This window comes from Streptomyces sp. 796.1 (assembly GCF_047525675.1).
Taxonomy (GTDB): domain Bacteria; phylum Actinomycetota; class Actinomycetes; order Streptomycetales; family Streptomycetaceae; genus Streptomyces.
On record NZ_JBLIWA010000003.1, the window covers coordinates 55571 to 75765 of the forward strand.

The window sequence follows — 20195 nt, forward strand, 5'->3', positions numbered from 1 at the left end:
TTTCATGCCGGGGCCGTGACGAAGTCGATCAGTTCTTCGACGCGGCCCAGCAGCTCCGGCTCCAGGTCCTTGTAGGAGTGGACCGCGGCCAGGATTCGCTGCCAGGCGGCGCCGGTGTGTTCCGGCCAGCCGAGCGCCCGGCACACGCCCGTCTTCCAGTCCTGGCCGCGCGGCACCTCGGGCCAGCGGGCGATGCCCACGGACGCGGGCTTCACGGCCTGCCAGACGTCGATGTAGGGGTGGCCGACGACCAGGACGTCGCTGCCTTCGCCGGCGACCTCGGCCGCGATGCGGGACTCCTTCGAACCGGGCACCAGATGGTCGACCAGCACCCCGAGCCGGGCGTCCGGGGCCGGGCCGAAGTCGCGGACGATCGCCGGCAGGTCGTCCACGCCCTCCAGGTACTCCACGACCACGCCCTCGATGCGCAGGTCATCGCCCCACACCCGCTCCACGAGTTCGGCGTCGTGCCGGCCCTCCACGTAGATCCGGCCGGCGCGGGCGACCCTGGCCCGGGCGCCGGGGACGGCCAGCGAACCGGAGGCGGTACGGGCCCGGCCGGTCGCCGCGGGGGCGCCGCTAGGACGCGGCCGGACGAGCGTGACCGGTCGGCCCTCCAACATGAAACCGGCCGGGTGCAGCGGAAAGACCCGGTGCTTGCCGAACCGGTCCTCCAGCGTCACGGTCGGCCCCTCGGCGGTCTTCTCGCAGCGGATGACGGCCCCACAGAAGCCCGTGGTCACCTCCTCCACCACCAGGTCCACCTCGGCCGCCACCTCCGGCACGGACGTCGGCTTCTTCCACGGCGGGGTGAGGTCGGGCCCGTACTCTCTGCTGCGCATGCGGCAGACGATAGCCGCCGCCCACCCGCGGCCCGTGGCCGGACATTCCCCTTCCCCCTTCGCGCGCGCCCGCGCGTGGCTGCGGCTACTCCTGCCCCTGCTCCTGCGCGAAGCGGCGGGCCAGCATCGCGCGCTGCGCGCGCACGTAGGCGGCGTCCACCACCGCACCGTGGCCCGGCACGTACCGGGCGTCATCGCCGCCGAGGTCGAGCAGCCGGTCCAGGGCGGCCGGCCAGTGGGCGGGCACCGCGTCCGGGCCCGCCTGTGGCTCGCCCGACTCCTCCACCAGGTCGCCGCAGAACACCACCTCGGGTACACCGGGTACGAAGACGGCCAGGTCGTGCCCGGTGTGCCCGGGGCCGACGTTGGCCAGCAGCACCTCGCGGTCGCCGCCGAGGCTCACGGTCACCTCGCCGCACACCGAGTGCCGCGGGTACACCAGCAGGTCGGTGGCGCCCGCCGCGGCGTCGGCGTCCGCCCCGTGCCGTACCGCGTCCGCCCGCAGGGCGTCTCGCTCCCGGCGGAGCAACTCGGCCAGCCCCACCGCCCCGTACACCTGCACGCCGGCGAAGGCCGCGGTGCCCAGGACGTGGTCGAAGTGCGGATGGGTGAGCACGACGTGCGTGACCTCGTGGCCGAACAGGGCGCGCACCTCCCGGCGGATCTCCGCGCCCTCACGGAGCGTGGCTCCGGTGTCCACCACGAGCACGCCCGCCGGGCCGGCCACCGCTCCCACCGTGGCGTCCCACTGCGGCAGCCGGCGCCGGGCGACGCCCGGGGCGAGCACTTCCCAGTGAGCCCGTACGCGCTCTTCCGCACTGCTGTCCATGGGAGAGACGCTAACGGTCGGCCGGGCAGCCCGCCCGGCCGGCGAGGGCAGTTTCCGGCCCCACGCTCGGTTACGGCCGGGGCGACTCTTGCCCGGACCGCGGTCACCGGCCGTACACTGGCCCAGGGTTATTTGGCACTCGAATGTGCTGAGTGCCAGGAGAGGCCCCCGAGCGATGGTTTGACTGGAGGTGTGCGCGATGCTGAGCGAACGCAGACTTGAAGTGCTGCGCGCCATCGTCCAGGACTACGTCGGCACCGAGGAGCCGGTGGGCTCCAAGGCGCTCACCGAGCGGCACCAGCTCGGCGTCTCGCCGGCCACGGTGCGTAACGACATGGCTGCCCTGGAGGATGAGGGCTTCATCGCCCAGCCGCACACCAGCGCCGGCCGCATCCCCACCGACAAGGGCTACCGGCTCTTCGTGGACAAGCTCGCCGGTGTGAAGCCGCTCTCACCCGCAGAGCGCCGCGCCATCCAGAACTTCCTGGACGGCGCGGTGGACCTGGACGACGTGGTGGGCCGCACCGTACGGCTGTTGGCGCAGCTCACCCGGCAGGTCGCGGTGGTGCAGTACCCGTCGTTGACCCGGTCGACGGTGCGGCACGTGGAGTTGCTCGCACTCGCGCCCGCGCGCGTGATGCTGGTGCTGATCACCGACACCGGTCGGGTCGAGCAGCGGATGGTGGACTGTCCCGCGCCGGTCGGCGAGACCGCGCTGGCCGATCTGCGGGCGCGGCTCAACAGCCGGGTCGTAGGGCGGCGGTTCGCGGACGTGCCGCAGCTCGTGCAGGACCTGCCGGAGTCGTTCGAGCTTGAGGACCGGGGCACGGTCTCCACGGTGCTGGCGACCCTGCTGGAGACGCTGGTCGAGGAGACCGAAGAGCGGCTGATGATCGGCGGCACCGCCAATCTCACCCGGTTCGGGCACGACTTCCCGCTGACCATCAGGCCGGTGCTCGAAGCCCTTGAGGAACAGGTCGTCCTGCTCAAGCTGCTCGGCGAGGCCAAGGACTCGGGCATGACCGTGCGAATCGGTCATGAGAACGCTCACGAGGGCCTGAACTCCACATCCGTGGTCGCCGTCGGCTACGGTTCGGGCGACGAGGCAGTCGCAAAACTCGGCGTGGTCGGACCGACCCGCATGGACTACCCCGGAACGATGGGAGCGGTACGCGCAGTGGCACGTTACGTCGGACAGATCCTGGCGGAGTCGTAAGTGGCGACGGACTACTACGCCGTCCTGGGCGTGCGGCGCGATGCCTCCCAGGACGAGATCAAGAAGGCGTTCCGCAGGCTCGCGCGTGAGCTGCACCCGGACGTCAACCCGGACCCGAAGACGCAAGAGCGCTTCAAGGAGATCAACGCCGCCTACGAGGTCCTGTCGGACCCGCAGAAGAAGCAGGTCTACGACCTCGGCGGCGACCCGCTCTCCAACGCCTCGGGCGGCGGCCAGGGCGGTTTCGGAGCCGGCTTCGGCAACTTCTCCGACATCATGGACGCCTTCTTCGGCACCGCGTCGCAGCGCGGCCCGCGCTCGCGCACCCGCCGCGGCCAGGACGCCATGATCCGGCTCGACATCGAGTTGAGCGAGGCGGCGTTCGGCACCACCAAGGAGATCCAGGTCGACACGGCCATCGTGTGCACGACCTGTAGCGGTGAGGGCGCGGCGCCCGGCACCTCGGCGCAGACCTGTGACATGTGCCGCGGTCGCGGCGAGGTGTCCCAAGTCACCCGCTCCTTCCTAGGCCAGGTCATGACCTCGCGGCCGTGCCCGCAATGCCAGGGCTTCGGCACCGTGGTGCCGACCCCGTGCCCGGAGTGCGCGGGCGACGGGCGGGTGCGCTCGCGGCGCACGCTGACCGTCAAGATCCCCGCGGGCGTCGACAACGGCACCCGCATCCAACTCGCGGGCGAAGGCGAGGTCGGCCCCGGCGGCGGCCCCGCCGGCGACCTGTACGTGGAGATCCACGAGGCCCAGCACCCGGTCTTCCAGCGCCGCGGGGACGACCTGCACTGCACGGTCACCATCCCGATGACGGCGGCGTCCCTCGGCACCAAGGTGCCGCTGGAGACGCTGGACGGCCTGGAGGAGATCGACATCAGGCCGGGCACCCAGTCCGGCCAGTCGGTCCCGCTGCACGGGCGCGGCATCACGCACCTGCGGGGCGGTGGCCGCGGCCAGTTGATCGTGCACGTCGAGGTCACCACGCCGAGCAAGCTCGACCCCGAGCAGGAAGAACTGCTGCGCCGGCTCGCCAAGTTGCGCGGCGAGGAACGCCCGACGGGCGAATTCAAGCCAGGTCAGCAGGGGCTGTTCTCCCGGCTGAAGGACGCCTTCAACGGCCGGTGAGGGCGGGCCCGCCCCGCGCGGGCCCCAGCACTGACCGGAGGGCGCCGACCCCGTTGCGTACGGGGGCGGCGCCCTCTGCGTCTTCCGCTTCTTCGCTTGTGCTGGCAGGCCACTGGGTGGTGGGGGCGTCCCGCGCATCGGAAAAGGGCCGTGGGACGGGGCCGGGCCCCTGGCTGGGCGCGGCACGGGTCCGAACGCGGTGCACGGGTTGCCCGCTCCGGTCCGAGCCGGGCGTACGGACCGCTGCTCCAGGCCCGGGCACTGCCGTACGGGGCGGGTGAACGGGGCGTGCCGCAGCGGTGCGGAGAGTGTGGTGGAGGTCCACGGTGTGGACGCCCGGGGGTGTTGCCCGGGGCCGCACGGGGCGTGGCACGATGTGGCCATGTCCTCCCCGTTGACCGATCTCTACCGGTATCCCATCGTGCAAGCCCCCATGGCGGGTGGCGCCTCGCGCCCGCAGCTCGCCGCCGCCGTGGGCGCGGCCGGAGGGCTCGGCTTCCTCGCCGCCGGGTACAAGACGCCGGCGGCGATGTACGAGGAAATCAAGCACCTGCGGGCCCGGGGCGACATGCCGTTCGGCGTCAACCTCTTCATGCCGCAGCCCGCGACCAGCGACCCGTCGGCCGTCGCCGTCTACGGCGAACAGCTCGCCGGCGAGGTCGCCTGGTACGAGACGCCGCTCGGCGACTGCGACACGGCCACCGACGACGCCTACGACGCCAAACTCGCCATCCTGCTGGACGACCCGGTGCCGCTGGTCTCCTTCACCTTCGGCTGCCCCACGCGCGCGGTGTGCGAGGCGTTCGCCAGGGTCGGGACGGTGACGGTGGTGACCGTCACCTCCGTCGACGAAGCGCTCGCCGCCCACGCGGCCGGCGCCTCCGCGCTCTGCGTGCAGGGCATCGAGGCGGGCGGCCACCAGGGCACCCACCGCGATGACCCGCACGTCCAGGGCGGTGGCCAGGGCCTCGGGCTGCTCGCCCTCATCCAGTTGGTGCGCGAGGCGGTGCCGCTGCCGGTGATCGCCGCCGGCGGGCTGATGCGCGGCGCGCAGATCGCCGCGGTGCTCGCGGCCGGCGCCAGCGCCGCCCAACTCGGCACCGCGTTCCTGGTCTGCCCCGAGTCCGGCGCCAGCGCCGTGCACAAGCAGGCCCTGACCGACACCACGTTCACCCGCACCGAGCTGACCCGGGCCTTCTCCGGGCGGCCCGCCCGCGGCCTGGTCAACCGCTTCGTGCGCGAGCACGGCCCGTACGCGCCCGCCGCCTACCCGCAGGTGCACTACCTCACCTCCGGGCTGCGCAAGGCCGCCGCTGCTGCCGGCGACCCGCAGGGCATGGCCCTGTGGGCCGGGCAGGGGCACCGGCTGGCGCGCGAACTGCCCGCGGGCGAACTGGTGGAACTGCTGATGGCCGAGGTCGACGCGGCGCGCGCCGGGCTCGCCGCGGACACCGGGCGCCAGGCGGCGCCCCAGCCGGGCCCGGGTGGCGCCGCGTGACGGCCCCCGTCTTCATCGCCGACACGCTGGCCGGCGCCGCCCCGGGCGGCACGGTGGCGCTGGACGGCCCCGAGGGCCGGCACGCGGTCTCGGTACGCCGACTGCGCATCGGCGAGGAGGTCGTGCTGACCGACGGGGCGGGGCGCGGCGTCAGCGGCGCGGTGGTGGCCGTCGAGGGCAAGGACCGGCTCACCGTGCAGGTGGCCGAGGTGCGCGAGGAGCCGGCGGCGCAGCCCCGGATCACCGTCGTCCAGGCGCTGCCCAAGGGCGACCGGGGCGAACTCGCCGTGGAGACCATGACGGAGACCGGCGTCGACGCGATCGTGCCGTGGACGGCGGCGCGCTGCGTCACCCAGTGGCGGGCCGAGCGCGGCGCGAAGGCACTGGCGAAGTGGCGGGCCACCGCGCGCGAGGCCGGCAAGCAGTCGCGCCGGCTGCGCTTCCCCGAGGTGACCGCGGCGATGACCACGCGCGAGGTGGCCGAGGTGCTGGCCGGGGCCGCCTTCGCGGCCGTACTGCACGAGAGTGGCGCCCTGCCGCTGGCCACCGCGGAACTGCCAGCCCAGGGCGACATCGTGCTGGTCGTCGGGCCCGAAGGCGGCGTGGCCCCCGAGGAGTTGGCGGCCTTCGCGGCGGCCGGCGCCCAGCCCTACCGGCTCGGGCCCAGCGTGCTGCGCACCTCGACGGCGGGCACGGCCGCCCTCGCGCTGCTGCTCGGCCGCACGGCGCGTTGGGCGTGAGCGCGACGGCGCGCGGCGGGGGCCGGGCGCCGTCGGCGGCCGGGCGGTGGGCCGGTGTGGTCGCCGGTCGCGGGTCGCTGGTGGGCCGGTGTGGCTGCCGGGCGGCCGTGGTGACCGAGTGACCGAGTGGCAGGGGGAGCGGACCGGGGGGTTCGCGGCGCGGCCCGCGGGCGTGCGGACGACTGGCTGAGGGAGCCCTTCCGCGCACGTGGGAGGCGGTGGCAGGCTTCCGTACATGGGGGCAACAACACGAGCAAGGCGGTGGCGGAACACGGCCATCGCACTGGGCGCGGCAGCCGTCGCGCTGAGCACACTGGCGGCCTGCGACGACGTCGAGGGCGGGCTACGGGCCTCGACCGTCGCGATCACCACGGACAAGGTGGGCACCCGCGCGCTGGAGCGCGGCGGGATCGACGTGCAGTGGCTGACCTGCACGGCGCAGCTCAAACGCGCGAAGGACGGCCCGACGGGCAAGCCGAAGCCGACCGGCAAGTCGCAGGTCTCGTGCCGCGGCAAGACCAAGGGCGGGCAGGACCTGGAGATCACCGGGACCGTCACCTACGTGCGCGAGGACCGTTGCGTACGGGGCTCACTGGTGGGCACGTTGGCGAACCGGGAGGTCTTCAGGGCCGGGCTGATCGGCGAGTGCGGGGGCGGCCAACCCGCCCAGCACATCAGCCACCGGCCCACCGCCAAGCCGCCGCACCATCCGCCGTCCCACCGGCCACCGCCCACAGCCCGGCCCCGCCCGACCACCCCACCGCGGCCGACCGCGCCGCGCACCCACGAGCCGCCCCCGCCGCACCCCACCACGGCCCGGCCCACGGCGGCACCCAGCACACCACCACCCACCGCAGCCCCCACCGCGCCGCCTGCCCCGCCGAGCCCGACCGGCAGCAGCAAGAACGGCAGCAAGAACGGCGCCAAGTCCGACGACAAGGCTGGTAGCAGCGACAGCGGCCAGGGGCGGTAGGCCGGTGGCCGGGCAGCAGAGCGGCCCGTCGAGCCACTGACGACGTGCGCGGGGCGGGTCTTCCTCGGGAGGCCCGCCCCGCGCACGTAGCGACGTATCCGCAGCGGCGTACGGACAGGGCGCGGGCCTCGCAGCACGGAGCACGCGAGAGCGCCGGGCGCGCGGCGAGCGGAACACGGGCCGTGTGGGCGGAGACACGGGGAAGGCGGGGCGGTAGGCGCCCACACGTGGCGCGGGTGGCCCTCGGCCGTCCCGTGGATGGCGTCGCGGGGGACGGGCGGGCAACTCCGGCGCACGGCGGTGCGGATGGGGCCGTTGCGGTCGGGGCAGTCACCCGGAGTGTCAGAGGGGGCCGCTAGCATGCCAGGTATCTCAACCCTCACCGGACGGCGCACAAGGAGACCTGGGCGATGGCGGGAGAACCGCAGGCCGACTGCCTGTTCTGCAAGATCGTGGCGAAGGAGGTGCCGGCGACCGTGGTCAGCGAGAGCGAGACGACGCTGGCCTTCCGCGACATAAACCCGCAGGCGCCGACGCACGTGCTGGTCATCCCCAAGGCCCACTACGCGGACGCCGCGGCGCTCGCCGCCGCCGAGCCGCAGATCGCGGGCGACGTGCTGCGCGAGGCGGGCGAGGTCGCCGTCGGTGAGGGGCTCGGCGAGACGGGGTACCGGATCGTGTTCAACACCGGCAGCGGCGCCGGCCAGACCGTCTTCCACGCGCATGCCCACGTCCTCGGCGGCCGTGGCCTCAACTGGCCCCCCGGGTAAGCCAGTTGTCCGTACGTGAACTGGTCGTCCTCGGCACGGCGAGCCAGGTGCCCACCCGGCACCGCAACCACAACGGCTATCTGCTGCGCTGGGACGGCCAGGGCCTGCTCTTCGACCCCGGCGAGGGCACCCAGCGGCAGATGCTGCGCGCCGGGGTCGCCGCGCACGACCTGCACCGCATCTGCGTCACCCACTTCCACGGCGACCACTCGCTCGGTCTGCCCGGCGTCATCCAGCGCATCAACCTGGACCGGGTGCCGCATCCGGTGGTCGCCCACTACCCGGCCAGCGGCCAGCAGTTCTTCGACCGGCTGCGGTACGCGACGGCGTACCGCGAGAGCGTCCAGATCGGCCAGCAGCCGGTGGGCGGCGACGGCGGCACGCTCGCCGTCACGGACGCGTACACGCTGAGCGCGCGCCGGCTGTCGCACCCGGTCGAGTCCTACGGCTACCGCCTGGTCGAGCCGGACGGCCGGCGGATGCTCCCCGAACGGCTCGCGGCGCACGGCATCGCCGGGCCATTGGTCGGCACGGTGCAGCGGGAGGGCGCGGTGCGGGTGGCCGGGCGGACCGTCGCGCTGGAAGAGGTCAGCGAGGTCAGACGCGGGCAGCGATTCGCGTTCGTGATGGACACCAGGCTGTGCGATGGGGTGTACGCGCTCGCCGACGGCTGCGATCAACTCGTCATCGAGTCGACGTTCCTCGACGAGGACGTGGTACTGGCCACCGAGCACGGCCATCTGACGGCCGGCCAGGCGGCGCAGGTGGCCACCGCGGCGGGCGTGCGGCAGTTGGTGCTCACCCACTTCTCCCAGCGCTACGGCGACCCCGCCGAGTTCGAGCGGCAGGCCCGCGCTGCGGGCTTCACGGGCGAACTCGTCGTCGCCAGCGACCTCCAGCGCATCGCCGTGCCCAAGCGCGCCTGAACCCGCCGGATTCGCCGTCCTGGCCCGGTGACGGAAGGCCCGAGACCTCCGTGCCCGGGCCGGGCCACTCGCGCCGCGCCGGACGCGCCCGCGCCCGTGCACTGCCGCGGGCCAGCGGACGCACCCGTGCACGCGCCGCGTGCCAGCGTGGCCCCGGGCCCCGGGCCCCGGGGCCCGGGGCCCGGGGCCCGGGGAGGGAGGGAGCCGTGGGGTTTCGGTCACTGGGCGAGGGCCGCGGCCGTGGCGCGGGCGAAGCCCTCCGGGTTGTCCAACATGATGTTGTGCCCGCAGTCGGGGACGCCGGCGAGGTGGACACCGGCCGCGGCCAGCGCCTCCGCACCCGGCAGCGGGCCGTCGGCTGCCGGCCAGAGGAAGCCGCGCGGCACCGGCAACTCGGTCAGCAAGGTGCGCAGCGACGGCCGGGTGTCCCGGACGAGATGGACCGCGCTGCGGTGCAACGCGACGCGGTCGGTCAGCCGCATCGTGGCCCACCAGTGCGCCCCGGCCAGGTCCCGCACCCGCTCCCAGCCACCGGCGAGAAACTCCGCTTCCGACTGGGCCGCGATGCCCCGACTGCCACCGGCGTCCGGATCGGGCGTCAGCGCGTCCAGGTTGGCGTCGACCAGCACCAGACGGGAGACCAGATGCGGGTGGCGGGCCGCCAGAACCAGGGCGATCGAGCCGCCCATGCTGTGCGCGATCACCTCGGCACCGGAGACGTCCGCCCAGGTCAGAGAGGCGGCCAGGGCATCGGCATGGGCCTGGAGCGAGTAGTCGAAGCCCTGCGGGCGGTCACTGAGACCGTGCCCCAACAGGTCCACGAGCAGCGAGCGGTGGCCGGAAAGCAGCGGATGGACGGCGACCTCGGCGAAGTACGCGGGCGAGCTGGCGCCCAACCCGTGCACGTACACGCGCGCGGGCCCGCGCCCGGGAAACTCCACCCACCGCATCAGATCGCCTTCGGGTGTCACGGGGGCCTGCTGCACGCTGTGCTCCTTGCGATCGTGAACGCCGGCGACGCCGCGGGGCCGGCCCGACCCGACTGACCCGGCTGATCCGACGGCTACGGCGCGTCCGGCTGGTTTCCACTGGTCCAGCTAGTTTCGACCCTCCGGTTCCGTCAACACCGGGCAGGGGGTCGAGGCGCGCACGCGAGCCTAGCCACCCGCGCCCGGCGCGCCCCCACCGCGCCGCCCGAACGCGCCCACCGCGCCACCCCAAGTGGCGGGCGCCGAGCGGGCGTCCGGGGAGTGGGACGGGCGGGAAGGGCGGGACGGGCGGGGCGCTCGATCGGGCACACTAGGCCCCACCTGCGCCGGGTGCGCGTCGGCGGTAGCCGCACGCCCGGGCGTCTGGGGTGCAAGGCAGTACGGCGAGGTACGGCAAGGGAGCACACCGTGACACGGCGAGACGGAGACGGCACCACCCCGGCGAGCGGCGGCCGGCCCGGCGGACGGGGCGCGGCGCGCTCCGCACGACAGGGCGCGGCCTACGGCGATCTCGACGACGCGGACCACGCGCCCGCGGGCGCGCGCGAGGAGCGGCCCGGCACCGCCGGCAAGAGCCGCCCCGCGCTCGGCCAGCCCGGCTTTTCGGGCGGCCCCGCCCGCCCCGTACTCGACCCCCTCGCGCAGGTGCGCGGCCCCGACGACCCCGCCTGCGACGTGTACCTGACCGGGCCCGTCTTCCTCGACATCATCTTCACCGGCCTGGACTCGGCCCCGGTGCGCGGCACCGAGTCCTGGGCCCGCGGCATGGGTTCGAGCCCCGGCGGCGTCGCCAACATGGCGACCGCCCTGGCCAGGCTCGGCCTGCGCACCTCACTGGCCGCCGCCTTCGGCGACGACATGTACGGCGACTACTGCCGGGACGCCCTCGACCGCGGCGAGGGCATCGACCTGTCACTGTCGCGCACGGTGCCCGGCTGGCACTCGCCGGTCACCGTATCCATGGCGTACGAGGGCGAGCGGACCATGGTCTCGCACGGCCACGAGGCGCCGCCGACCCGGGCCGCCTCACCCGTCGAGGGCGCCTTCGACGGCGAGACCGCGCCGGAGTGCCCGCCGCTCGCCCGCGCCTGCGTGGCCTCGCTCGAACCCGGCAGCCGCGAGGAGTGGATCGCACACGCCGCCCGCAAGGGCAGCCGGATCTTCGCCGACGTCGGCTGGGACGACACCGGCCGCTGGGACCCGGCCGACCTCGCCGACCTGGAGCACTGCGAGGCGTTCCTGCCCAACGCGGCCGAGGCGATGCGCTACACCAGGACCGACTGCCCGCGCGCCGCCGCCCGCGCGCTGACCGAGAAGGTGCCGGTGGCCGTGGTGACGCTGGGCGCCGAGGGCGCCTACGCCGTCGACGGGCGCACCGGCGAGAGCGCCGAGGTGCCCGCCATCGCGGTCGAGGCGATGGACCCGACCGGCGCCGGCGACGTCTTCGTAGCCGGGTTCATCACCGGCACCCTGGCCGGCTGGCCACTGGCTGACCGGCTCGCCTTCGCCGGCCTGACCGCCGCCCTCTCGGTGCAGGAATTCGGCGGCTCACTCTCCGCGCCCGGCTGGGTGGAGATCGCCGCCTGGTGGCAGCACGTGCAGGCGTTCGACGACCAGAGCCTGGTCGCCGGGCACGGCAGCGCGCTGCGCCGGTACGCCTTCCTGGACGACCTGCTGCCCTCGGCCCCGCCCTCCTGGCCGCTGCGCCGCGCGGTGCCCACGATCGGCTTCCGCCAGCCCTGAGGCGAGGGCGGGGCGGGGGCCCTGGGCCGAGCGGGGTCCCCGCCGGGCCGCGGGCCGGGCGCCTTGCCCGCCCCTGCCGCGCACCGCGCCGAGCACGGGGCCGGCACCAGGCCTGACACCGACCAGACGCCGGGCCGGGCACCCGGCAGGGGCAGCGCGCCGGACACCGGGCCGCCACCAGGCCGAACACCAAGCCGGGGCGCCGGGCCCGGCCACCCCACCGCGCACCCGCCAGGCACCCCGCGGGGAAGACCCACCGGGGAAGGCCCGGCCGACCCCGGTTGTTACACCCTGTGCAGCCGCGGCCGGACCCGGCCCCGATAAAAGCCTCGGGCCTTGTCGGTGTGTCGTCGTACGCTGGGTATCCCAAGCCGCTGAACCACGGAAAGAGGGATGAGCAGGCCCCAGAGCCGGCCCATGACGCAGACATCCACAGCCCAGAGCCCCGTCCCGGGGCAGGCACGCGCCCACTTCACCGTTCCGGCCAAGCACCCCATGGTCACGGTCCTCGGCTCAGGCGACTCCCTGCTGCGCGTGATCGAGAACGCGTTCCCCGCGACCGACATCCACGTCCGGGGCAACCAGATCAGCGCGGTCGGCGACCCACAGGAAGTCGCCCTGATCCAGCGCCTTTTCGACGAAATGATGCTGGTGCTGCGCACCGGACAACCGATGACGGAGGATGCGGTGGAGCGTTCGATCGCCATGCTGCGCGCGGCGGAGAACGGCGGCGAACAGGCGGAGACCCCCGCCGAGGTGCTGACGCAGAACATCCTCTCCAACCGTGGGCGCACGATCCGGCCCAAGACCCTGAACCAGAAGCGCTACGTCGACGCCATCGACAAGCACACGATCGTCTTCGGTATCGGCCCCGCCGGCACCGGCAAGACCTACCTGGCCATGGCCAAGGCCGTGCAGGCGCTCCAGTCCAAGCAGGTCACCCGGATCATCCTGACCCGGCCCGCGGTCGAGGCGGGCGAGCGGCTCGGCTTCCTGCCCGGGACGCTGTACGAGAAGATCGACCCCTATCTGCGTCCGCTCTACGACGCCCTGCACGACATGCTCGACCCCGACTCCATCCCGCGCCTGATGGCCGCGGGCACGATCGAGGTGGCCCCGCTCGCGTACATGCGCGGCCGGACGCTGAACGACGCCTTCATCATCCTGGACGAGGCACAGAACACGAACCCCGAGCAGATGAAGATGTTCCTCACCCGGCTCGGCTTCGAATCCAAGATCGTGATCACCGGCGACGTCACCCAGATCGACCTGCCGGGGGGCACCAAGAGCGGCCTGCGCCAGGTGCAGGACATCCTGGAAGGCGTGCCGGACGTGCACTTCTCCCGCCTCACGAGCACCGATGTCGTCCGACACAAGCTCGTCGGCCGTATTGTCGACGCGTACGAGCAGTACGACAGCCGCACCGGAAAGTCGGCCTGACCAGGCCGGCGACCGGGTGACCCGCCGCGACCGACCACCGGTCGCGGCGGGTACGCCGGGTGCGGCCGACGAGCCCACCGCACACCGGCACCCTCGGAGAGACCAGCAGCCCCATGGCCATCGACGTCAACAACGAATCCGGCACCGACATCGACGAACAGGCGGTACTGGACATCGCCCGGTACGCCCTGGCCCGGATGCGCATCCACCCACTCTCCGAACTCTCCGTCATCGTCGTCGACGCCGACGCCATGGAGCAGCTCCACCTCCAGTGGATGGACCTGCCGGGCCCCACGGACGTGATGTCCTTCCCGATGGACGAACTGCGCCCGCCCGGCAAGGACGACGACGAACCGCCACAGGGACTCCTCGGCGACATCGTGCTCTGCCCCGAGGTGGCCAAGGAACAGGGCGCCCAGGCCCCCACCCAGCACAGCATGGACGAGGAACTCCAGTTGCTCACCGTCCACGGCTGCCTGCACCTCCTCGGATACGACCACGAGGAGCCGGACGAGCGCGCCGAGATGTTCGCCCTCCAGAAGGCGATCGTCGACGACTGGCGCGCCGAACGCGGCATCGAGGGACCGTCCCCCGCCCCCACCACCCGGTGAGCGGCGCCCGATGAACGCACAACTGATCACCGCGGCGGTACTGCTGGTCGTCGTCGCCTGGCTGGCCGCCTGCGCCGAGGCGGGACTGGCCCGCACCACACGGTTCCGGGCCCAGGAAGCGGTGCGCTCCGGCCGGCGCGGCAGCGCCAAGCTGATGGCCGTCGCCGAAGACCCCACCCGCTATCTGAACGTCGCCCTGCTCGTCCGCGTCGCCTGCGAGGTCGCGGCCGGCGCCGTCGTCACCTACGCGTGCGTGCGCGCGTACGACGAGACCTGGGAGGCACTGGCCATCGCGATCGGCGTGATGGTCCTCGTCTCCTACGTCGCGGTCGGCGTCTCGCCCCGTACGATCGGCCGCCAGCACCCACTGAACACGGCCACCGCAGCGGCGTACGTGCTGCTGCCCCTGGCCCGCGTGATGGGCCCGATCCCCCAACTCCTCATCCTCATCGGCAACGCGCTCACCCCCGGCAAGGGCTTCCGCAAGGGCCCGTTCGCCTCCGAGGCCGAACTGCGCGCCATGGTCGACCTGGCCGAACAAGAATCGCTGATCGAGGACGAAGAACGCCGCATGGTGCACTCCGTCTTCGAACTCGGGGACACCCTCGTCCGCGAGGTGATGGTGCCGCGCACCGACCTGGTGGCCATCGAGCGCTTCAAGACCATCCGCCAGGCCCTGACCCTCGCACTGCGCTCCGGGTTCTCCCGCATGCCGGTCACCGGCGACAACGAAGACGACGTCGTCGGCATCGTCTACCTCAAGGACCTGGTCCGTAAGACGCACGTCAACCGGGACTCCGAAAACGACCTGGTCTCCACCACCATGCGGCCCGCCACGTTCGTGCCCGACACCAAGAACGCCGGCGACCTACTGCGCGAAATGCAGCAGCAGCGCAACCACGTGGCCGTGGTCGTCGACGAGTACGGCGGCACCGCCGGCATCGTCACCATCGAGGACATCCTGGAGGAGATCGTCGGCGAGATCACCGACGAGTACGACCGGGAGTTGCCGCCCGTCGAACCGCTGGGCGAAGACCGCTACCGGGTCACCGCCCGGCTCGACATCGGAACCCTCGGCGAGCTGTACGGGCTGCGCCTCGACGACGAGGACGTGGAGACGGTCGGCGGACTGCTGGCCAAGTCGCTCGGCCGGGTCCCGATCGCCGGCGCCGTCGCCGACGTGGACCTCAGCGAGGACACCACCGACCCCGACCTGCACGCCCTGCGACTGACCGCCGAATCACCGACCGGCCGCCGCAACCGCATCGTCACGGTCCTGGTCGAGCCGGTACGGGCCGCCGGGCACCTGACGCACCCTGCGGACGAGGCGCCCGGGGCCAAGGACGCGACGAGCGACCACTAGGCGCGAATGGGCGGAGCCTGGCGGCCGAGGGCCAGGGGGCCCGTGGGCCCGGAAGCCGGGGCCCGGAGTTCGGCGGTCGTGGGGGCGTCTGACCTGCGGTGGCGTGGGCGTAGGCGTGGGTGGGTGTGTGGGCAGGCGCGGGCTGGTTGGCGGGCTTCGGCTGGCGGGTTTGGGCCCCGGCCGTGATGCGTACGCGCGGGTGCGCGCGGGATGGCGGGGGCGTCAGCCGTCCCCGCGCAGGGCCGGCAGGTCGCGGAGTTGGCCGCGGGCCGTGACGCCCAGCTTGGGGAAGATCTTGTACAGGTGGTAGCCCACGGTGCGCGGGCTCATCGTCAGCCGGGCCGCGATCTCCCGGTTGGTCAGCCCGCGCGCCGCCAACCGGGCCACCCGCGCCTCCTGCTCGGTCAGCCGGCCCGGCGCGTCCGCGGCCCGGCGCCGTACCGCCCCGCCGGCTGCCCGGAGCTGGCCCGCCGCCCGCTCCTGCCACGGGGCGGCGCCCAGCGCGGCGAAGAGGTCCGCGGCCTCCCGCAGCGCCGGCCGTGCCTGCGCGGGGCGCCGCGCCCGCCGCAACTGCTCCCCGCGCGCGAGGGCGTGCCGTGCACGGACGTACGGATGGTCGCTTTGCGACCCCGACACCGGCCCCGATCGCGGCACCGTCTCCAGCTCCGTCTCCGTCTCCGACACCAGCTCCGACCGGGGCATCGGCATCGGCCGTGGCTCTGCCGGCGCGGTGTCCAGAGCGGGCTGCGGCCCGCACTGCCACACCGGTTCCGTCTCCGACCGTGGCTCCGCGCGTACGGCCGGCGGCCCCATCGGCGCGGCGCCCAGCAACCGGCAGCGATCGGCGTCCGCCCGGGCCCACGCCAGCCCGCTCCGCCCGGCCCAGGCCAGGAACTCCGCTGCCAACCGCTCAGCCCCCGCCCGGTCGCCCCCGGCGAGGCGCGCCTCGACGAGATCGGCCGTGCTGCGGCGGGCGATCCGGGAGTGCGCGTAGGGCGAGTGCGGCCGGTGGACGTCGGTCAGGTGCTCGTCGGCCTCGCCGTACGCACCGCGCGCCAGCGCCGCCGACGCCAGCGCCCAGCGCGCCTCGGCCGCGGCGGCACGGTTGCGCAGGGGCAGGGCGAGGGCGAGCGCCTCGCGCGCGTACGCCGCACAGTCCTCGTCCTCACCCGCGAGCGCCGCGAACCTGGCGAGCACAGCGAGCGCGTCGGCCCGCCGCACCGGCTGGTCCATGTCCCGGCCCAGCCGCACCGCCTCCGCGGCGAGCTCCCGCCCCTCCCCGACCCGGCCGATGTCGTACGCCAGGCCGGCCTGCCACACCAACGGCAGGGCCAACAGCGCGAGCGTGCCCGACGCCCGCAGCGAAGCCCCGGCCGCCTCCGCGAACTCCCAGGCCAGCCGGGGCGCGGGCCCATCGCGCGTGATGGCGAGCGGCCACAGCAGGCGGTGCGCGCTGCTGGTGCCGAGCTCCTGCGGGGCCTGCCGCAGGAGCTGCCACGGGTCGGCCCCGCTGGCGGCGGTGTCCCCGGCGAGCGAGGCGGCGAGCCAGCGGCCGTAACGGTGGTAACCGGGCGCGCCGTCGAGCGTGGCGATGCGCAGCGCGCACCGCCGGGCCGCCGCGTCGAGCCCGGCGTGTTCGGCGGCGTCGCAGGCCATGAAGAGCAGCGCGGCTGCGCCGGCGGGGGAGCGGCCGGCCAGCGCGTCGGCGGCACGGACCAACTCGTCGTGGGCCGCGTCCTGCGGCCCACCGGCATGGGCCAACAGACCGCGGAGCCTGACCAGCGCCGGCGGCTCGCCATCGGGCCCGGCGGCAGTGGCGGCGGGGCCGACGGCGGACGTTGCCACCAGACGCCTGGCGGTGTCCGCCCGCCCCGACTTCCACGCCGCGTGCGCCGCCTCGGCCAGCCGCCGTTCCCGGCCCTGTGGCGTCTGGCTCAACTCGGCGGCCCGGGCCAGCGCCGCCGCCACAGCGGCCAGCCCGCCGCGCGCCGCGAACTCCCCGGCGTCCCGCTCCAGCGCCGCCGCCAGCGCCTCGTCCGGCCCGGTGGCGGCCAGCGCGCGGTGCCAGTGGGCGAGGTGGCCGGCGGCCGGGTCGCCGGGCGGGACCCCGGGGTGCTGCGCCCTGCCGTCGGCAGGGCGGTGTGGTGCGGCGCGGTCCGCCCACTCCTCGGCGATGGCCAGGTGCGCCGCCCGGCGCTCCAGGAACGGCGCGTCGGCGTACAGGCAGGAGCGCACCAGCGGGTGCCGGAAGCGCAGGGCGGCGCCCTCGACGTGCAGCAGTCCGGCCTGCTCGACCGAGTTCAGGGCCGCGCGGGGCACCTGCAAGCGGGCCGCCGCGGCCAGTACGACGTCGGTGCATCCCCCGTCGTCGGCCGCGGCGACCAGCAGCAACGTGCGTTCGGCTGCCGGCAGCCGGCGGACCCGGTCGGTGAAGGCGGCCCGCAGCCTGGCCCCCGGCAGCCGCGCCCCGGCGCCCTCCGGCTCCCAGGGCGTTCGCCCTCCAACTGAGCCTGTACGGGGGGCTGCTGCGGGGTCGGTACGGGTGTGGGGGCGGTCCGTACGCGCGCGCCTGCGGTCTGTGCGCGCCTGTGCGTGGTCCGTACGCGCGCGTGCGTGGGGGGTGCGGTCCGTGGGGGTGCCGTCTGTTGCGTCTTCGGCTGTGATCGCTGCCTTGTCTGGCCCTGCTTGTGCCTCTGGCCTTGCCTCGGTGTGGGGGGCGGCGAGCTCGATGAGGGCGAGCGGGTTGCCGCCGGTGGCGTCGAGCAGGGCGGCCAACTCCGGGCCGGACAGCGCCCTACCGTGCTCCGCCAACAGCGCCGCGGCGTCCGCGGCGGCCAACCCGCGCAGGTCGAGCGCGGCCAGCGCGCCGACCCCAGGGGGCGCGGCGGTCCCACCGGACGCCGGCCGGCCATCGACCGGAGCTCCGCGGAGGACGGCGGGCGGAGAGCCGGGCGGGGCGATGGGCGGGGCGCCGAACAGGGCGCCGCCAGCCGTGCCGAACGGATCGTTGTCGGCAGTACCGAACAAAGCCCCACCAGCCGCACCGAACGAGGCGCCGCCCACCGCGCCGAAGGGTGCGGCAGGGCTCCGGCCGGTGGCGTCGACGGGGGCCACCGCGACGTCCGCGTACGACGTGCCGGCCCCGGCCCCGTCCCCGTACCCGCCTCCGTCGTCCCGTACGGCGATCAGTGCGGCCACCGGCGCGCCCAGGCCCGGCAGCCGGCGGGCGGCGTACAGCACCACCGTCTGCGTTGCCGGGTCGAGCCACTGGAGGTCGTCCACGGCGAGCAACAAGGGCCGGTCGCGCGCGGCCAGTTCGAGGAGTGCCAGAGTCGCGCCGCACACCATGAGGTCGGTGGCGGGGTGCGCGGCCAATCCGAGTGCGCCGTGCAGGGCCGCCCGCTGGGGTTCGGGTAGTGCGTCGGCGTGGTGCAGCAGTGGCGTGAGGAGTTGCTGGAGGCCACTGAAGGCCAAAGTGACCTCCGACTCGATCCCGGTGCAGCACACCGTGGCCGGGCCCGCGCTACCCCGACGGGCGTGGCCCAGCGCGTACCGGAGTAGCGCCGTCTTTCCGATGCCGGCCTCGCCCCGTACGAGCAGCGCCCCGCCCCGCCCCGCGCAGGCGTCCGCGACCAGTCGGCGGACCACCGCCCGTTCGCGCTCGCGCCCGTACAACGCGATGACCTGGGCCCGGGGCTCATCCATGGGCAGAGGCTAACCCGCCGTGCGGACCAGTCGATGTGACAGATGCTCGGCCGTGCTTCGGCGGTGGATGCTCGGTACGCGGCTGAGCCGGAATCCCGGGGGCCCCGCCCCCCCCGCCCCCGGCCCCACCCCCTCCTCCCCACCACGCGCACGAGCCATAGCCACAACCGCCCCACGCTCCGCCACCCAGCCCGTCACGCTCTACCAGAGCCACCTCCCACGACCGCCTCACCCCCACGACCGCCCCGCCAACTCAGTGCACCACGCCCAGCAACCAGCCGCGCACGGTCATCCACAGCCCCCACGACTAGTGCGACGAACACACAACTCATCGCCGCGACGAACCCACCACAAACAACCACCACACCGCACCCACCCCACCCCACCACCGCACCCACCCCACCAAAGGAGACCAACACCATGAACACCACTCCACCCGAAGGCCGTTCGACGTTCCGCCGCAGGGGTGTGCTGCACGGGGTGCTCGCCGGGGCCGCGGGGGTGGCCGGGCTCTCGGCCGCCCAGGCCGGGCCTGCCGCCGCTGCCGGTAGCCGCGACACCGGGCCGACCGCGCAACGACGCGCGGGCAAGGGGCGGTTCGCCGGAAAGGTCGTCCTCATCACGGGCGCCACCTCCGGTATCGGCCGGGCCACCGCCAAGGCGTTCGCCGCCGAGGGCGCACGCGTCGGCTTCTGCGGGCGCCGTACCGAGCTGGGCCGCACCGTGGAGCGCGAGATCCGCGCCGCCGGCGGTGAGGCCAGCTACGTGCGCGCGGACGTGCGCGAGGCCGACCAGGTGGCGGAGTTCGTCGAGCGGGTCACGCAGCGCTACGGGGGCCTCGACATCGCCTTCAACAACGCCGGCATCGAGTTCTCCCGCCCGCTGCACGAAACGAGCGTCGCCGAGTGGGACGACATCACCCGCACCAACGAACGCGGGGTCTTCCTCGCCATGAAGTACGAGATCCCGCACCTGATCGAGCGCGGCGGCGGCGTCATCATCTGCACGTCCTCCAGCGGCGCCGAGCGCGTCCGCCCGGCCCACGCGGGTTACGCGGCCAGCAAGCGCGGCATCGAGGGCATCGTCAGGTCGGCCGCGCTGGACTACGGCGCGCACGGTATCCGCATCAATGCCGTCCTGCCCGGTACGACGGACACCCCGCTGGTCCGCCCGCCGGGCCTGAGCGACGACCAGTGGCAGGCGTTCAAGAAGGCGTGGGGTCCGCTCAACGTGCCGGGGCTGCGCCGGATGGCGGAGCCGACGGAGATCGCGGACGCGGTGCTCGGCCTTGCGTCCGACCGGTTCTCCTTCATGACGGGCGCCTCGGTCGCGGTCGACGGCGGCAGCACCGCAGGGGGCGCCATGGTCTGGCCCGACGGCTTCCCCAAGCCGCCGGGGCAGTGAGGCTCCCGGGCC

The 20195-nt window shown here is 74.3% G+C and carries 16 protein-coding genes; 12 read left to right on the forward strand and 4 right to left on the reverse strand.

Going from position 1 to position 20195, the window contains the following annotated elements; genetic code table 11:
• Window positions 1-2 precede the first annotated feature (2 nt).
• The gene (locus ACMA1D_RS03020) at window positions 3-842 is read right to left on the reverse strand and encodes a DUF3097 domain-containing protein (protein WP_414722276.1); all 840 of its coding nucleotides are present in this window, start codon (window positions 840-842) and stop codon (window positions 3-5) included.
• A gap of 85 nt (window positions 843-927) precedes the next feature.
• Window positions 928-1671 (reverse strand): MBL fold metallo-hydrolase, encoded by a 744-nt coding sequence (locus ACMA1D_RS03025; protein WP_414722277.1) that lies wholly within the window; start codon window positions 1669-1671, stop codon window positions 928-930.
• 199 nt (window positions 1672-1870) lie between these two features.
• Here ACMA1D_RS03025 and hrcA point away from each other — a divergent pair, with 199 nt between their 5' ends.
• From hrcA to ACMA1D_RS03060, 7 genes are all read left to right on the forward strand, one after another.
• Window positions 1871-2887, forward strand: a complete 1017-nt coding sequence (hrcA, locus tag ACMA1D_RS03030) for a heat-inducible transcriptional repressor HrcA (protein ID WP_414722278.1) — start codon at window positions 1871-1873, stop codon at window positions 2885-2887.
• Complete coding sequence (gene dnaJ, locus ACMA1D_RS03035; RefSeq protein WP_414722279.1) at window positions 2888-4021, forward strand: molecular chaperone DnaJ; 1134 nt, start codon at window positions 2888-2890, stop codon at window positions 4019-4021.
• A 382-nt stretch (window positions 4022-4403) separates the two neighbouring features.
• A complete protein-coding gene (locus ACMA1D_RS03040; RefSeq protein ID WP_414722280.1) occupies window positions 4404-5519 on the forward strand; it encodes a nitronate monooxygenase in 1116 nt (371 codons plus the stop codon).
• Window positions 5516-6259 (forward strand): 16S rRNA (uracil(1498)-N(3))-methyltransferase, encoded by a 744-nt coding sequence (locus ACMA1D_RS03045; protein WP_414722281.1) that lies wholly within the window; start codon window positions 5516-5518, stop codon window positions 6257-6259. Before ACMA1D_RS03040 ends, ACMA1D_RS03045 begins: the two co-directional genes overlap by 4 nt.
• A 235-nt stretch (window positions 6260-6494) precedes the next feature.
• Complete coding sequence (locus ACMA1D_RS03050; RefSeq protein ID WP_414722282.1) at window positions 6495-7232, forward strand: hypothetical protein; 738 nt, start codon at window positions 6495-6497, stop codon at window positions 7230-7232.
• Between the two features lie 410 nt (window positions 7233-7642).
• On the forward strand, window positions 7643-8002 hold the full coding sequence (locus ACMA1D_RS03055; RefSeq protein WP_414722283.1) for a histidine triad nucleotide-binding protein: 360 nt from the start codon (window positions 7643-7645) through the stop codon (window positions 8000-8002).
• Window positions 8003-8007: 5 nt separating this feature from the next.
• A complete protein-coding gene (locus ACMA1D_RS03060; RefSeq protein WP_414722284.1) occupies window positions 8008-8928 on the forward strand; it encodes a ribonuclease Z in 921 nt (306 codons plus the stop codon).
• 218 nt (window positions 8929-9146) lie between these two features.
• On the opposite strand, the gene ACMA1D_RS03065 is transcribed toward ACMA1D_RS03060, so the two are convergent.
• Complete coding sequence (locus ACMA1D_RS03065; RefSeq protein ID WP_414722285.1) at window positions 9147-9914, reverse strand: alpha/beta fold hydrolase; 768 nt, start codon at window positions 9912-9914, stop codon at window positions 9147-9149.
• Between the two features lie 648 nt (window positions 9915-10562).
• On the opposite strand from ACMA1D_RS03065, the gene ACMA1D_RS03070 reads away from it, so the two are divergent.
• The 4 genes from ACMA1D_RS03070 to ACMA1D_RS03085 all read left to right on the forward strand — a co-directional run bounded on the left by ACMA1D_RS03070 (window position 10563) and on the right by ACMA1D_RS03085 (window position 15074).
• On the forward strand, window positions 10563-11660 hold the full coding sequence (locus tag ACMA1D_RS03070) for a carbohydrate kinase family protein (protein WP_414722508.1): 1098 nt from the start codon (window positions 10563-10565) through the stop codon (window positions 11658-11660).
• Window positions 11661-12077: 417 nt separating this feature from the next.
• Window positions 12078-13100 (forward strand): PhoH family protein, encoded by a 1023-nt coding sequence (locus ACMA1D_RS03075; RefSeq protein ID WP_414722286.1) that lies wholly within the window; start codon window positions 12078-12080, stop codon window positions 13098-13100.
• Window positions 13101-13213: 113 nt separating this feature from the next.
• Window positions 13214-13711: an rRNA maturation RNase YbeY gene (ybeY, locus tag ACMA1D_RS03080; protein WP_414722287.1), complete on the forward strand. Its 498-nt coding sequence runs from the start codon at window positions 13214-13216 to the stop codon at window positions 13709-13711.
• A gap of 10 nt (window positions 13712-13721) precedes the next feature.
• Window positions 13722-15074, forward strand: coding sequence for a hemolysin family protein (locus tag ACMA1D_RS03085; RefSeq protein ID WP_414722288.1), 1353 nt, complete (start codon window positions 13722-13724; stop codon window positions 15072-15074).
• A 222-nt stretch (window positions 15075-15296) separates the two neighbouring features.
• Here the strand turns inward: ACMA1D_RS03085 and ACMA1D_RS03090 are convergent, their stop codons facing one another.
• The gene (locus tag ACMA1D_RS03090; protein WP_414722289.1) at window positions 15297-18779 is read right to left on the reverse strand and encodes an AAA family ATPase; all 3483 of its coding nucleotides are present in this window, start codon (window positions 18777-18779) and stop codon (window positions 15297-15299) included.
• A gap of 420 nt (window positions 18780-19199) precedes the next feature.
• Between ACMA1D_RS03090 and ACMA1D_RS03095 the strand changes: the two genes are divergently transcribed.
• Window positions 19200-20183, forward strand: a complete 984-nt coding sequence (locus tag ACMA1D_RS03095; protein ID WP_414722290.1) for an SDR family NAD(P)-dependent oxidoreductase — start codon at window positions 19200-19202, stop codon at window positions 20181-20183.
• Window positions 20184-20195: the final 12 nt, after the last annotated feature.

What these genes read in the sequence shown, in the direction of transcription:
- ACMA1D_RS03020 (WP_414722276.1), bottom strand. Translation starts at nt 842, where the DNA reads ATGCGCAGCAGAGAGTACGGGCCCGACCTCACCCCGCCGTGGAAGAAG.
- ACMA1D_RS03025 (WP_414722277.1), bottom strand. Translation starts at nt 1,671, where the DNA reads ATGGACAGCAGTGCGGAAGAGCGCGTACGGGCTCACTGGGAAGTGCTC.
- hrcA (WP_414722278.1), top strand. Translation starts at nt 1,871, where the DNA reads ATGCTGAGCGAACGCAGACTTGAAGTGCTGCGCGCCATCGTCCAGGAC.
- ACMA1D_RS03040 (WP_414722280.1), top strand. Translation starts at nt 4,404, where the DNA reads ATGTCCTCCCCGTTGACCGATCTCTACCGGTATCCCATCGTGCAAGCC.
- ACMA1D_RS03050 (WP_414722282.1), top strand. Translation starts at nt 6,495, where the DNA reads ATGGGGGCAACAACACGAGCAAGGCGGTGGCGGAACACGGCCATCGCA.
- ACMA1D_RS03055 (WP_414722283.1), top strand. Translation starts at nt 7,643, where the DNA reads ATGGCGGGAGAACCGCAGGCCGACTGCCTGTTCTGCAAGATCGTGGCG.
- ACMA1D_RS03075 (WP_414722286.1), top strand. Translation starts at nt 12,078, where the DNA reads ATGACGCAGACATCCACAGCCCAGAGCCCCGTCCCGGGGCAGGCACGC.
- ybeY (WP_414722287.1), top strand. Translation starts at nt 13,214, where the DNA reads ATGGCCATCGACGTCAACAACGAATCCGGCACCGACATCGACGAACAG.
- ACMA1D_RS03085 (WP_414722288.1), top strand. Translation starts at nt 13,722, where the DNA reads ATGAACGCACAACTGATCACCGCGGCGGTACTGCTGGTCGTCGTCGCC.
- ACMA1D_RS03090 (WP_414722289.1), bottom strand. Translation starts at nt 18,779, where the DNA reads ATGGATGAGCCCCGGGCCCAGGTCATCGCGTTGTACGGGCGCGAGCGC.
- ACMA1D_RS03095 (WP_414722290.1), top strand. Translation starts at nt 19,200, where the DNA reads ATGAACACCACTCCACCCGAAGGCCGTTCGACGTTCCGCCGCAGGGGT.